Genomic DNA, 13,990 nt, shown 5'->3' on the forward strand with positions numbered 1-13,990 from the left:
CGGAATGCCGAGCACTCGGCCCTGGCCAATCCATAGAAACGCCTCGCTCAGTATACCTTTTGCCGTTGTGCCATCCGGCATCGGCATGTTGTTGTAAATGGAGAACCCCTGTGTATAGGTCTTATGCGCACCCGCGATAATATACAGCATGCTGAGCGTCGCCAGCAAATCCGGAATGCGGATTTTCACAATAAGAAATGCGTTGACCAGTCCGATAACGACACCAAGCAGCAGCGGAATGACAATAACCAGCACGAGCGGCATCTGATACCATACCATAAGTGACGCCGTTACTACGGTTGTCAGCGAAACAGTAGAGCCGACGGATAAATCGAACCCGTCCACAATTAATGAAAACGTAACGCCGATGGCTACCAGAGTTACAATAGAAATGTAGCGCAGAATGTCTGTAATGTTATCATACGTTAAGAAATTCGGGTTTACGATACTAAAAAATACAATGACTGCAATAATGACAAAGATAGCTCCGTACCTATATGAAAAATCCAGTACTTTATTTTTCTTCATGGCTTTCTCCCCCGCTCGCATACAGTAAGATGTTCTCTGATGTTACTTCGCTGCCGGTTAACTCCTTCACAATCCGACCGTCGCACATAACTAATACACGGTCGGAGATACCGATGATTTCGGAAATCTCGCAGGAAAGATACACAATCCCCTTTCCTGCCTGCACAAGGCGGCCAATTAATGTAAAAATGTCTCGTTTCGCACCGATGTCGACCCCTTTTGTCGGCTCATCAAACAAGAACACATCGGCCTCCGTCGCCAGCCATTTGCCGATAACGACTTTCTGCTGGTTGCCGCCGCTTAAATAACCGACCGCTTCTTCCTCATCCGGTGTCTTGATCCCCAGTTCACGGATCATATGCTGCGCGTGTTCCTTCTCTTCACGGCGGCGGATAAATCCGCCTGCGGTAAATTTCTTCAGGATAGGCAGCGTTAAGTTGCTTCGCACGCTTTCCTCAACCAGAATTCCTTCCTTGCGCCGCTCCTCGGGCACGAGGACCATTCCGGCCCGGACCGCATCCCGCGGCTCGCGCAGCTGTACACTCCGTCCACCCAGCACAATTTCCCCGCCTTCCATCACATCCGCGCCGAACAGCAGACGGGACAGCTCCGTCTTGCCTGCACCCACCAGACCGACAATACCGACGACTTCACCACTGCGCACATGAAAATCAACGCCGCGCACTTTCACGCCCCGGCGCACGCCGCGCACCTCAAGCAGCGTTTCACCAATCCTGGCAGCAACCTTCGGGTACTCCTCCTGAAACGACTTGCCCAGCATCGCTTCAACAATATGCGGAATCTCAATCTCTTCCGTCCTTTTCGTCCACACGTGGCGCCCGTCCCGCATCACCGTGACCCGATCGCATACAGCCATGATTTCCGGCAGGCGGTGCGAGATGAAAATACAGGCCACACCACCCATCTTGAGACGCTTCATTACTTCAAATAACCGTTCCGCTTCTTCTATGCTCAGCGGAGCGGTCGGTTCATCGAAAATTACGCATTTGGCCTGCTGGGATACGGCTCTGGCAATAAGGACAATCTGTTTTTCTGAAAGGGTAAGGTTTTCCACTTTTTCCTTTACCGGAATCTCATAGCCAATGTCTCGTAGAATCGCTTCTGCTTCCCGGTACAGCGAGTTCCAGCGTATCCAGCGCGCGCCTCCCTTTCCCGGTTTCCGATCCAGCAGAATGTTCTCGCATACGGTAAGCGACGGAACGAGCGCCGTATCCACCTCCTGATATACGCAGTGGATCCCCGCTTCCTTCGCGTCAGCCGGGCTTGCGATGGCAAGCGTCCGCCCGTCTAATTGAATGGTTCCGCCGTCCGCCCGGTACGCGCCGGACAGAATCTTCATCAGCGTACTCTTTCCGGCTCCGTTCGCTCCGAGCAGCGCGTGAATCTCTCCGCCGCGCACGGCAAAGTCTACACGTTTAAGCGCATGCACTCCGGCGAACGATTTGTTTATATTCTGCATGCGCAGCTCTACGGCCGTCTGTGCCATACGGTTCTCCTCCATTTCTTCCTTCGTTCAGATAAAAGCCCACCGGATCGCCCGAACCGGTGGGAAAACAGCTTACTTCTTCATCCAATCAACAATGCCCTGCTGGCTTGAGCCCCAATCTTTAATATGCTTGCTCAACGTATCAGTCGTCACTTTTTCAGCAGGCAGTTGCTCTCTCGTTACGAGTACTGGCTTCAGCACAACGTTGTCCGGGGTTTTATCGCCATGCAACTTCTGGTATGCATAGCGTACTTGAACCCGGCCGATATCTTTTGGATCTACGGCCGCGGAGGCTACCCAGGGTCCCTTCGGATTTTGAATCATCTGCAAGTCCTCGTCGCTCATATCAATACCGTAGACTTTAATCTCCGTACGGCCAGCCTGTTCAATTGCCCGGGTTGCGCCTTTTGCGAATTCATCCCAGGCAGCGAATACTGCAGTAATATCGCCTTTATTCGGATACTTCTTTAACACGGCTTCCATCTGCGCCTGTGTATCTAGCGCCGTATTGGCCGTAGCCGATCCGAATGCCGCTACTTCTTTGATTCCCGGATTGTTCTTCATGAACTCCTCATACGCCACCTGGCGACGTTCCATCGGAGCAAATCCCGCTACCCAAATTTTAACGATATTCGCTTTGCCGCCACTGTCTTTCGCCAGCTTATCAAGCACGGACCTGGCCATCTCCTGATCGTCTTGCTGAAGAACAGTAACGCCCGGAACCTTTATATTAGCATCAAATACCACAACAGGAATATTTTTTGACACAGCCTTTTGAACACCATTCTGCAGCGCTTCAGGTGTGCCGTGGTCGATAAGAATGGCATCAAACTTCTGATTAATGGCTGCATCTACATTGGCCGCCATGCGCGCTAAATCTCCGTCAGACGCAAACACCGTGACCTGTCCGCCAAACTTTCCAACTTCCTCTTTCACCCCGCTTATGTATTGAGCAGAAAATGTACCGAGGTTCATCTGCATAACAAGCGCAATTCGTTTGCCTGCAAGCGATCCGGCTGCATTTGCGCCTTTCGTGCCGTTCTGCTCTCCCGTGCTTGCACTCTGCGTGCCGCATGCACTGGACACAATTGCCAGTATTGCGATCAGGAACGCAGAGAAAAGGATTTGTACTTTTTTCTTCATCTCAAAAACTCCCCTTATCATTTAAAAATTTTAGAAAGAAGATAAAAAGACAGAAGGTAGTTGTAGATGAGAAAAAGCATTCGCTTTTTTCCACCGCTAGCTCTAATCTTCTATCCCTCCATCCTTCTCTTCATATGGTTGTACAACCATATGAAAAAAGAAAACCGCCTCTCTTTGCATCTGAAAGAGAGGCGCTTCAGTTCACAGGATGCTGCCTCTCATCTCTCAGGATCTCTCCTGCAGGAAGTAGCACCTTGCCTGTACGAATACAGGCAGGTTGCCGGGCTTCATCGGGCCAGTCCCTCCGCCTTCTCTCGATGAGAACATGTTTATGACAAAAACATTATTAATACATAAAAAATATAAAAAACCTCTTCCATGTCTGAAAGAGGGTACCTGTGCATTGGCTTCACATCCTTATCTTTCAGAACATCGTCCTGTAGGAAGTAGCACCTTGCCTGTACGGATACAAGCAGGTTGCCGGGCTTCATCGGGCCTAATCCCTCCGCCTTCTCTGGATAAGTGTGTTTTATTTTCACTATTCTTAATGAAACTAATCATACCCGGATTGTATGAGAGTGTCAATTACTTTTTCAAAATTTTTCTCAACCAGTGGACTGTTTACATTTGCTTGACAAATCAAGCAAAGCGTTCTACATTTTTAGTAATGTAATCACATACGAATAACGCTTATCGAGAGATGGTTGAGGGACTGGCCCGATGAAACCCGGCAACCTGCCGCCTTATAGCGGTAAGGTGCTAACTCCTGCAGAATTCGCATTCTGAAAGATAAGGTTAAGATGATCGTCTACCCCTCTTTCAAATGCAAAGAGGGGTTTTTATTTTTATTTGATAGAAAAACCGACAGAGAGGGGAAATAGAGATGTCTTACCGCACACTTACCGAACAAGAGGCCGTTGAATACGCCCGCAAGATTCCGAGCTTGTTCCCGCAGGACGCCCGGCTTGTCAGCCGTGAAATCGGCGACGGAAATCTGAACTTCGTGTTTCATATCAAAGATGAAGGGCCGTCCGGCAAAAGCATTATTTTCAAGCAGGCGCTTCCCTATGTCCGCGTTATCGGCGATTCCTGGCCGCTTACGCTGGATCGCGCACGCATTGAAAGCGAGGCGCTGATTCTGGAAAATGAGCTGTGCCCGGGGTCCGTTCCACGGGTCTATCACTATGACACCGACTTGGCTCTTATCGTCATGGAAGACCTGTCTGATTATGAGATTATGCGCAAAGGGCTGGTGGAAAGAAAACGCTATCCGAACTTCGCAAAGCAAATCGGAACATTCCTGGCGCGTACGCTGTTCCTGACTTCAGATCTTGCGATGTCCCCGCTTGAGAAGAAGCGGAAAGCCGCTTCCTTTACCAATCCGGAATTGTGCAATATTACGGAGAATTTTGTATTTACGTACCCGTTCCTTGACGATCCGTCCAATGCGTACAATCCGCTCATCACCAATACGGTCCAGCGCATCTGGAGCAACGATGAGCTTAAGCTTGAAGTTGCCCGGCTAAAAGAAAGATTCATGACGCTCGGTCAGGCATTGCTGCACGGTGATTTACATACCGGAAGCATCATGGTGACAGAGCAAGATACGAAAGTCATCGACCCGGAGTTCGCTTATTATGGCCCCATGGGCTTCGATATCGGAGCCGTCATTGCTAACCTGCTGCTCAATTACGCGGCACATGAAGGCCATACGCCGGACCCGCAGGAGCGCGAAGCGTACCAGGCGTATCTGCTGGAGACAGTATCGGAAGTATGGCGCGTGTTTGAAACTGAATTCCGCACTTTATGGGAAGAGCAGGCGCAGGAGCCTTATGCGAAAACACCGGGATACCTGGATGCCTACCTGCTTGATGTACTGAAAGACGCCGCAGGCTACGCGGGCTGCAAAATGATGCGCCGTGTCATCGGCCTGGCGCACGTCTCAGACCTGGAGAGCATCGCCGATCCGGCGCTGCGTGCCAAAGGCGAAACGCTGGCTCTATGTATCGGACAGGAGCTTGTCCTCCAGCGCGGTACACTGAGCGGCATCGACGATGTCATTAAGCTGATCGCCGCCTCCGCCGTACAAAATTAACAGTAAGGAAAACTCGCAGGCGGTTTTCTTCGCTTACGCTTACGAATGGATGGATGACCCAGAGTCTAAATAGACGGATGGGTGACAGCCCCTTTTCTTGTTTTTGATTCCTTTCTTCTCTTTTTTGGGTTAGGCGGCTCTTCTGGCCGCCTTTTTCAGCAGATTATGGGAAGAGATCGACTACAGGATCGACTTGGACTTTTAGTACTGGAATCGGAAAAGGAAATACAACATGGTAATGTAACATAATTGTTTCACGGGAATGGGGGCCAAATCGGTCTTTATTCCCTTATTTTCAATATATTATATAAAGTTTAACTTTAAAAGTCTGGAGATGATTTTTATGAAAAAGAAGATAGGGTTAGCAAAGAAAGGTATTATTTTATTATTCATTTTTTTAGTGAGTGCCTTAGCATTTGGGTGTTCACAAGAAAGAACTACTCATCAACCGGAAACAATGAAAGATGAGAAATCATTTTATAAAGAATTGTTTTCAGCAATAAATAAGGAAGATAAGCAAGCGGTTTCTAATGCTTTAAAAGAGGATATAGAACCTAATTATGAAATGCCTGAGTATGGTACCTTATTAACTGCCGCCACAAAAGTAGGAGATCCTGAAATAATTAAACAAATTATTGAAAAGGGAGCTGACGTTAATAAAGCAGATGAAAGTGGTCAAACTCCGTTACACTGGGGTAGTCAAAAAGGAAAAACCGATGCTGTAAAAGTCCTTATAGATGCCAAAGCAGACATCAATGCTAAAAATGATAACGGCGAAACTCCACTCGCCCTCGCTAAAAGTAATAACTTCCCAGAAATTGAGAAGTTATTGAAGGATGCAGGTGCAAAGGAGTAAGAAGGTATAATATTGTATAGCAGAAAGAACGTTTATTAAATTAAAGAAAAAGGCATTCGCCTTTTTCACCATTAAAATCCTCTCCTCATCCCTTCCTCTTTTTTCCTTCGCACCATTAAAGTCAGCAGCGGCATAAGTGTCTATACCGCAAAAAATACCCTCACAGTCCATAAAGGTCTGTGCGGTTCGTTTCTTTGTTCATTTTTTCGGCATTAACGCGTTTCCTTTGCGCCTTTTCCGTCTTTTTCGTTAATGATGTATACGCAGTTATCGCCGCCGGTCGCCATGCATTGCTCCTGCTCTACCTCGGCGTTCAGCACATTCTCGAACAACGTCTTTTCACAATTGCAAGCGTATGTGTATTCTTTGGCGACGGTTGAAATCGGGCAATTCGTTTCCACAAAAATATATTTGCCGGTTTTTTCATCCTTTTTCAATTCAGCCATGTAGCCCTTTTCGTTCTGCATCTTCACAAGTGCTTCTAGCTTCTTCTCAAAGTTGCTGTCGGAAGGCACAATATCGCGGTACAAATTCTCCTGGCGCTGCTGGCGAAGCTTAAACAGCGCTTCTACCATCTGCGCTCCCTGCAGCTCTGCAATATCATTAAGGAATTCCAATGTCAAATCCTGATAATTCTTAGGGAACATATTATCGGCTTCTTCAGACAGGGAGTACACATTGGTTGGCCGGCCCATCGCCTGGCGCAGCAGGCGCGCCTGGATGAGATTATCCCGCTCCAGCGTATTCAGGTGGCGACGCACAGCCATCTCGGTAATGCCCAGTTCCTGCGCCATATCGCCCACTGTCATCGAGCCTTTCATCTTCAGCATATGCAAAATTTGATTGCGCGTAGAAGAGGATTTGTCTTTATTCATCTTCCCTCACCTTCCTCCTCTATATTGTACCCGATTTTATGAGGTAAGTAAATTTCTATACAATATAATATAAAAACTATAGTGACGATGTTATCGTTTTAGTACAACTCCTGCTTCAAATAATCACGCACACGTACCGGAAATTGTTCAAGATGGGAAAACTGGGCAGCCAACAGGGCAAATACTTCTTGTTTGTCCACACTTGTATAGTTTGTAACCAGCTTTTTGCGCATCGTAACCACTGTCTTTAGTCCGGCTGCCATCTCTTTATCAACCACTCTCTCATCCTCAAGAATATCGACGATATCTTCATAACTGCCGGGATCGCGCATAATAAAACCATCAATTAAGTAATTGCCGACATCGGCTATGGTTTCGAGCGCAATATGCAGTGCGCGCTCAAGCGCCAGCACCGTCAGCGAGTCCGCAGGCGCGCCCGCTCCCTCTTTCACTTTCGGGGCGATATCGACGAGAACTTGCTCAAGATAGGATAAATGCTCTTCGATTTTTTCCACATTGACCTGGTACATCCGTATGCTCCACTCCTATTTTCCGTTCTTTTTATTTTTTCGTTTTGATGCGATAATTGTAATCGCGAATGTTAGAATAAGCAAAGTGAAAATTGTTACACCCTGCATAATATTCTCCATTTCCATTTTGTTCACTCCTTGACCATTTCAGCCTCTCACCACAGTATACCATGACTCAAAGCAGATACATATGAACAGAAAATCGCCAGGACCGATGAGCCGCAACCCCGACATGAAAATAATGGGAAAGATGGCTGACTTTTGTGGTACGAAGGAAAAGAGAGGAAAGAATGAGGGGAGGATTTCAATGAGGAAAAAGGCGAAGGCCTTTTTCTTCCTTAGATCTTTTTTCCTCCCTCTTCTCCCTCTTTCTTCATGATTTTCACAGAAAAATGGAACACGTTTGAACGTTGCCGCCCCTGTTCAATTATCATATAATTACATTTGATAAACTTTTTACTATTGTCGGCATATACATGATGATTCCGCCCACGAAAGCATGTTAACATATGCAGTAAATACAACTCACAGGAGGCAAACACATGGCACAACACGGAGACTGGACGTTTCTGTATGATCATACGGAAGAGACAAAAACAAGATACGTAAGCTTTATGGGTGAAGAAGCCCGCCACGATATCGCAATCATTAAAACGAAAAACTTTTACGGCAAGAGTCTGGTACTCAACATTCTGACGCACCGAATGGCGATTCTCGGCCAGAAAGATCTGGATGAGCCGGGCTATTTGGAAGAAGCGTTCAACATAACAGAAGCGGAAGCGAAGGAGTTGCGGGAGTTCCTGTATTTAAGCATCTGATTCCTCTGCATAAGCTGTATACTTTAGTAGATACTATCCCTATCCTTTATTTATTCACGAAGGAGGGGATTTTTTGTTTTGGAGAAAAGCTCTGCCGGATAAGAAGGAAGAACAATTTCGCCCGCTGAAAACGGAAGAGAGCGTGATTCATACACGCTATCCGGAAGAATTCCCGGAAGGTCCGTATGGTACGGCCGCGTTCGCGCACCCGTTCCTGGGTAAAAGTTCGTGGGATACCGGAGAAAAGGCTCAGTCCGCGTTTGCGTATGAATACCGTTCGTTGCATGAAGGCATTCCACGCCAGGATCCCGGAGGACATCCGACGCACGACAACCCTGCGGAGAACGAAGAGCCTATGCTCAATGAAGTAAAAACGGGCATGACTCATGAACAAAGAGAGTAGCTGAAAAACGGGCATCCATGTCAGATTTCCTTTTCTGCCATCATGCCCGTTTTTACTCTGTTTACTCTATATGCGCAGGTTGTTTTTCCCTGTTGTCCTTCTGCTCTTTCGGCTTGCCGCGGCGGGAGCGGGGACGGCGCTTATCCCGACGTTTGCCATCCTTGCTTCGGGGCTGCTTCTCGTCCGCTTTATCTACCAGCTCTCCGTCTTCCAGCTGTTCGATTTCTTCCGTCTCTTCCAAGCGGCTTGCCTGCTTCACTTTCTTTAACAAGAAATATCCGCAGCCGAAATTGCAATATTCTATAATATATTCGTCAAAAAAGCTAATTCGTGCATCGAACGGCGCTTTGCGATTCGTATCTTCGTACAAGCCCTTCAACCGAAGCTGACCGTATCCCCAGTCGCCCACGATGTAGTCGAACTTGGCCAGAACATCACTGTACCGCTCTTTGAATGCTTCCTGGTTGAACCCGTTTTTATTTTCCTCAATCAACTCGTAGACCTGGTCCTGGACCCGTATCACTTCAGTTGCCTCCTCTCCGGCCACCGTAACACTATGGTGGCGCGCGACTCCTATTTTACCACAATTTCTTGCACGGCACACAAAATTCCCACGAAAACTCCCGCCACCTCCGGGCAACCTACAGGATAGGAGGTGGAACAATGAAAAAATTCTTCTCAGTGCTTTCCGCAGTAAGCCTTGCCGTTTCGCTCGCTGCCTGCTCTCCTGCGGCGGATAATGCCCGCACGAATCAATACCGCCCAATGAATGTCGGGCCGAATAACCCGACCGGTACCATAACGGGTTACGATAAATATCACCGTTACAACAATGCTATCGGCTACAACAATGTTGGCGATGGGCGCTACGATACGTACCGTAATGGCATTATTAAAGACCAGACGAATTATCGCCCGAGTGCTCTGCGCGATTCAAGGGACAGAATCATGCGCACACAAGGCATGAATGATCTGGGTGTCAACAATAATGGCCAGCGCATGTATGGCACAGCAGGAACGTATGGTACAACCGGACTGTATGGCACAAACGGTATGACGGGATATAACGCGCAGCAGTATTCTATTTATAAGCCGTACACCCAAAATTACAACGTAATGACACGCAGCAACCAGCCAAATATTGGCTATGCTCACCTCGGTGATAATCAGACAGCTACCGGCCGTACGTACAACGGTACGACTGTGCAGAACCGGACTGCACCGAACAACAGCACACTGTATCAAGGAAGACAGGCCAATTACGATATGGCTACACCAAACGTCTATGTCGACCGCCAGATGCTGGCTTCGGCCGTAGCCCGGGTAGCCAAGCAGGTACCTGGTGTCAAACGCACAACGGTTCTTACAACGGATAACCAGATTTTCGTCGGCTGCGATACTTCCGGCTTAAGCCCGGCTAACGCCCAGAAAACACTGGAGAAAGTGCAGAAAGGCTGCGAAAACGTATCTCCGCGTTACTACAAAGTGTACACAACAAACGACCAAAATGTAATTACAAAAGTACACAACAATGCGATGCAGATGGGTACGAAAACCGACCAGCAGTTCGAACAAATGATTGGCCACCAGGCCAATACCATGCACAAACTGTCGACGAACAACGAGTCGAACAAATCCAGTACCAGCAAGTCCGGTATGCCGATGCAAATGCATCACATGAAGAAATAACGACAAGCCCCGCCGTGTTACGCGGCAGGGCTTGCTTTCGTTATAGCGCTTTAGCAGCCGATTCAACCTGCTCGTGTGCATGATAGGAGCTGCGCACAAGCGGGCCGGATTCAACATGTTTGAAGCCGCGCTTCAACCCTTCTTCTTTCAGCTTCGCAAATTCATCCGGATGGTAAAACTTCTTAACCGGCAGGTGTTTGGGTGTCGGCTGCAAGTACTGACCGATCGTTAAAATGTCAACATCCATACGACGAAGATCATCCATCGTCGCAATAATTTCCTCTATTGTCTCCCCAACACCAATCATGATGCTCGATTTGGTCGGAACATCAGGTTGGAACTCTTTGGACTTGGACAATAATTCCAGCGTCCGGTTATACTTCGCCTTGGACCGGACACGGTCTGAAAGGCGTTCCACCGTTTCAATATTATGATTTAAGATGTCTGGTTTGGCATCCATCACAATCTTCAGCGCATCCCAGTTGCCCAGGAAATCAGGAATTAATACTTCAATACTACATAAAGGGACCCGCTTGCGAATCGCTCGAATCGTTTCAGCAAAAATTAATGCGCCGCCATCTTTCAAATCATCGCGCGCTACGGAAGTTACGACGACATGCTTAAGTCCCATCTGCTCCGTCGCTTCCGCTACGCGTTCCGGCTCAGCTAAATCAAGTTCGGTCGGCAGGCCTGTTTTGACCGCACAAAACCGGCACGCGCGCGTGCACATATCACCTAAAATCATAAAAGTGGCGGTACGGTTCGCCCAGCACTCATATATGTTCGGACAGCGCGCTTCTTCACAAACTGTGTGCAGCGTCTTGCCACGCATCATCCGCTTCAACTCTTTGAAGTTCTCGCCCGTATTCAGTTTGATTTTCAGCCACTCCGGCTTCCGTTCTGCCATGAAGCGCTCATCTCCATTCTTTTATCGTTTTCCTTCTTCCCTATTGTAAAAAAGCGCGGCCGGTAAAGCAATTCCAAACGTCTCCGCAATGGGCCATAACCTGTGCGTAAGGCTACGGTTTCCACATATAAAACCAGTTCTGCTGCGCACACTAAGGCGAAGACTTTTCATCTTGGGAGGATGTTATGTGGTACAAAGCATTACTTTTTCTTATTGTTTTAAGCCTGTTCCCGATTTCAATTCCTGCTCATGCCGCCTCTTCCGGAACATCGGAAACAGCAGCCTTATATCGGGAACGGCAACTGCTGTTTGAACACATGCAAGCCATTACCGGCATTCCGTGGTATTACCTGGCAGCGATTGATCAGTATGAGCGCAGCATCCATAAAAATCCAAAGAAGAAAGAGGCCGAAGGAAGCGCCGCTTCTTCTGCACGCAAAATTGGCATTGCCTTCACACCCGAAGTATGGTGTGGCTTTCTTAATCCTAATTCCGATGATACCAATCCGGCAAGCATCGCGTTTTTCGGCGGCCTGGGCAAAGACGGAGACGGGGACGGCAAAGCCAGTCCCGATAATGACCTCGACGCCGTTTATACGATGGCCAGCTATCTAAGCGGGTTCGGTTATACGGAGGACGACATCCGCATCGCACTGTGGAATTATTATGCCCGGGATAGAAACGTAGAAATCGTCTCTGAGCTGGCATCCCTTTACCGTTACCATAACCGTCTGCACCTGGTCGGTAGTGCGTTTCCTGTTCCGCTTCACTATAGTTACAGCTATCGCAGCACCTGGGGAGACCCGCGCGGCTGGGGAGGACGGCGTATTCATGAAGGGACGGACATTTTTGCCGGTTACGGCACACCTGTCCGCGCCACCAGGCACGGCGTTATCGAGACAATGGGTTGGAACCCTTATGGAGGCTGGCGTGTCGGCATCCGCGATATTGATTCGCTGTATCATTACTACGCCCATCTCAACGGCTTCAATAAGAAATTTAAAGTCGGAGACATTGTACAACCCGGGGATATCATCGGCTATGTCGGTAGCTCGGGCTACGGAAAGCCTGGCACCTCCGGCAAATTCCCGCCGCATCTGCATTATGGTGTTTATCGGGATAACGGCAAAGCGGAATACTCATACGATCCGTATCCTTTGTTAAAGCGTTGGGAAAGAGAAGAGTACAAAGCAAAGAAAAAGAAGAAAAGTAAAGGAAGTGAGTAAGCCATATGCGTAAATTTCTTCATCTTTCACTTCCTATTCTTGCTTCTGTACTGCTCTCTTTTCTCCTCTTGTTTCCTTCTTCCGGGTCTGCGCTGGAAGACGAGGTATTCATCGAAATCAATAAATCGACCAACCGGCTCACTATTTTTTTAAATGACATTCCCGTCTATGTGTTCCCTGTAGCGACCGGAAAAAACAAAAGCTTGACGCCGGAAGGAGAATTTACAATCGTTACACGAATAGAAAAACCATGGTACCTGCCGAAAAATGTGCCTGGTGGAAGTCCGAAGAACCCACTGGGCACACGCTGGCTGGGGCTAAACGTACCGGGGACAGGTGGTTATAAGTACGGCATCCATGGTACGAATAACCCTGCCAGTATTGGTCATCATGTAAGCCAGGGCTGCATCCGTATGCAGAATAAAGATATTGAATGGCTTTACCGCAATATTCCGCTCGGTACGCGGGTTGTCATCAAAAGCAATGCACCTCCCCATAAGCAAAAATAAATCTGCCCTACAGATGCAGGGCAGATTTATTCATGTTTTCCTGCAGTAGTATACGAATGCCGGAAGAAAGTTCAGCGGTACATATTTGATGATGATGTCATCGAAAACGGCACGCAGGTATTTGCGCATCTGCAGAGAGAACTGGAACATGATGAAATAGCCGCCGGGCTTCAGACAACTGTATATCATTTCTATTAACTGCTCGTTTTGTTCTTTGGAAAACCAGGATACGGGAAGCGCCGAAATGATGCAGTCCAACTGTCCGGTATTTTGTTCCTGCAGCACTTCAGACAGCGTGAACGCATCCGCATATACCGGAACCTGCCGAAATTCATTCCGCAGGTGATGCTTTAGATTCTCCTCGTTTTCAAACACGACCAGCGATTTGATGGAAGGGCAGTTGCGGACGAGCGCCCGGGTCAGCACACCTGTACCGGCTCCCAGCTCAGCCGCAGTTACAGGACCGATTTCATTAATATGCCTCACGATATGGTTAACAAGAAACCGGGAGCTCGGAATAACGCTCGCAACCTGGAGCGGGGAACGCAGAAAGCTTTTCAGAAAAAGCACTTTATCCATATACGTTTTTCATCCTTTTCTCCAATTTATCGTTAGTTAGCATTGTGTAACTATCGCTTACTTATACGTTATTCTTCTCTTACCCGTTGTTTCAAGATAACCAAACATAACCGTTATACTTTGACCTTCTCCCACGGTTGAAGCACGTGGGATTCTTTCCTGCGAACACCTCGCGTACCGGCAGGAAGTTTTCCCGCAGGCAGAGGCCAGGCTATGGGCAGGCAACACGGCAGGAGCTTACCACGCTTCTGCGCGGGCGAGGTCGTCGCCATCTACGCCGTTCCCCCGGCGATACTTCTTGTTCCAGATCGGTTGTTTGAATACG

The 13,990-nt window shown here is 48.2% G+C and carries 15 protein-coding genes and 3 riboswitches; of the genes, 7 read left to right on the forward strand and 8 right to left on the reverse strand.

Features of this window, described 5'->3' with window-relative positions; translation table 11 throughout:
• The 3 genes from B2899_RS09025 to B2899_RS09035 form a co-directional block, all read right to left on the reverse strand.
• Positions 1-528: ABC transporter permease (locus B2899_RS09025; protein WP_286885195.1), on the reverse strand; the 528-nt coding region annotated here is incomplete at its 3' end.
• Positions 515-2,035 (reverse strand): sugar ABC transporter ATP-binding protein, encoded by a 1,521-nt coding sequence (locus B2899_RS09030; RefSeq protein WP_286885198.1) that lies wholly within the window; start codon positions 2,033-2,035, stop codon positions 515-517. The genes B2899_RS09030 and B2899_RS09025, both read right to left, overlap by 14 nt.
• A 72-nt stretch (positions 2,036-2,107) precedes the next feature.
• A complete protein-coding gene (locus B2899_RS09035; protein WP_286885200.1) occupies positions 2,108-3,178 on the reverse strand; it encodes a sugar ABC transporter substrate-binding protein in 1,071 nt (356 codons plus the stop codon).
• A 215-nt stretch (positions 3,179-3,393) separates the two neighbouring features.
• Positions 3,394-3,502, reverse strand: a riboswitch (SAM riboswitch).
• A 90-nt stretch (positions 3,503-3,592) separates the two neighbouring features.
• A riboswitch (SAM riboswitch) is annotated at positions 3,593-3,703 on the reverse strand.
• 162 nt (positions 3,704-3,865) lie between these two features.
• Positions 3,866-3,974, forward strand: a riboswitch (SAM riboswitch).
• A gap of 87 nt (positions 3,975-4,061) precedes the next feature.
• Here B2899_RS09035 and mtnK point away from each other — a divergent pair.
• Both mtnK and B2899_RS09045 read left to right on the forward strand, forming a co-directional pair.
• Positions 4,062-5,273, forward strand: coding sequence for an S-methyl-5-thioribose kinase (gene mtnK, locus B2899_RS09040; RefSeq protein ID WP_286885203.1), 1,212 nt, complete (start codon positions 4,062-4,064; stop codon positions 5,271-5,273).
• Positions 5,274-5,616: 343 nt separating this feature from the next.
• The gene (locus B2899_RS09045; RefSeq protein ID WP_286885204.1) at positions 5,617-6,129 is read left to right on the forward strand and encodes an ankyrin repeat domain-containing protein; all 513 of its coding nucleotides are present in this window, start codon (positions 5,617-5,619) and stop codon (positions 6,127-6,129) included.
• A 212-nt stretch (positions 6,130-6,341) separates the two neighbouring features.
• Here B2899_RS09045 and B2899_RS09050 read toward each other — a convergent pair whose 3' ends face one another.
• Both B2899_RS09050 and B2899_RS09055 read right to left on the reverse strand, forming a co-directional pair.
• A complete protein-coding gene (locus tag B2899_RS09050) occupies positions 6,342-7,004 on the reverse strand; it encodes a helix-turn-helix transcriptional regulator (RefSeq protein ID WP_286885206.1) in 663 nt (220 codons plus the stop codon).
• A gap of 98 nt (positions 7,005-7,102) precedes the next feature.
• A complete protein-coding gene (locus tag B2899_RS09055; RefSeq protein WP_286885209.1) occupies positions 7,103-7,534 on the reverse strand; it encodes a DUF86 domain-containing protein in 432 nt (143 codons plus the stop codon).
• 542 nt (positions 7,535-8,076) lie between these two features.
• Between B2899_RS09055 and B2899_RS09060 the strand changes: the two genes are divergently transcribed.
• Together B2899_RS09060 and B2899_RS09065 are read left to right on the forward strand one after the other, a co-directional pair.
• Positions 8,077-8,352 (forward strand): DUF3055 domain-containing protein, encoded by a 276-nt coding sequence (locus B2899_RS09060; protein ID WP_146808616.1) that lies wholly within the window; start codon positions 8,077-8,079, stop codon positions 8,350-8,352.
• Between the two features lie 73 nt (positions 8,353-8,425).
• The gene (locus B2899_RS09065) at positions 8,426-8,755 is read left to right on the forward strand and encodes a hypothetical protein (RefSeq protein ID WP_286885211.1); all 330 of its coding nucleotides are present in this window, start codon (positions 8,426-8,428) and stop codon (positions 8,753-8,755) included.
• Between the two features lie 61 nt (positions 8,756-8,816).
• On the opposite strand, the gene B2899_RS09070 is transcribed toward B2899_RS09065, so the two are convergent.
• Complete coding sequence (locus tag B2899_RS09070) at positions 8,817-9,278, reverse strand: YutD family protein (protein ID WP_286885213.1); 462 nt, start codon at positions 9,276-9,278, stop codon at positions 8,817-8,819.
• 140 nt (positions 9,279-9,418) lie between these two features.
• Here B2899_RS09070 and B2899_RS09075 point away from each other — a divergent pair, with 140 nt between their 5' ends.
• Positions 9,419-10,444 (forward strand): YhcN/YlaJ family sporulation lipoprotein, encoded by a 1,026-nt coding sequence (locus B2899_RS09075; protein ID WP_146808618.1) that lies wholly within the window; start codon positions 9,419-9,421, stop codon positions 10,442-10,444.
• Positions 10,445-10,484: 40 nt separating this feature from the next.
• On the opposite strand, the gene lipA is transcribed toward B2899_RS09075, so the two are convergent.
• Positions 10,485-11,351, reverse strand: coding sequence for a lipoyl synthase (gene lipA, locus B2899_RS09080; protein WP_286885216.1), 867 nt, complete (start codon positions 11,349-11,351; stop codon positions 10,485-10,487).
• Positions 11,352-11,536: 185 nt separating this feature from the next.
• Here lipA and B2899_RS09085 point away from each other — a divergent pair, with 185 nt between their 5' ends.
• Positions 11,537-12,577 carry a M23 family metallopeptidase gene (locus B2899_RS09085; protein WP_286885218.1) on the forward strand — a complete coding sequence of 347 codons (1,041 nt, stop codon included), beginning with the start codon at positions 11,537-11,539 and terminating at the stop codon, positions 12,575-12,577.
• Between the two features lie 5 nt (positions 12,578-12,582).
• Positions 12,583-13,086, forward strand: coding sequence for a L,D-transpeptidase (locus B2899_RS09090; RefSeq protein ID WP_146808621.1), 504 nt, complete (start codon positions 12,583-12,585; stop codon positions 13,084-13,086).
• Positions 13,087-13,116: 30 nt separating this feature from the next.
• Here B2899_RS09090 and B2899_RS09095 read toward each other — a convergent pair whose 3' ends face one another.
• Entirely contained in the window at positions 13,117-13,665 is a 549-nt protein-coding gene (locus B2899_RS09095; protein ID WP_286885221.1) for a class I SAM-dependent methyltransferase, read from the reverse strand.
• Positions 13,666-13,990 lie beyond the last annotated feature (325 nt).

It is taken from the genome of Aneurinibacillus sp. UBA3580 (genome assembly GCF_002375825.1).
Classification (GTDB): domain Bacteria; phylum Bacillota; class Bacilli; order Aneurinibacillales; family Aneurinibacillaceae; genus Aneurinibacillus; species Aneurinibacillus danicus.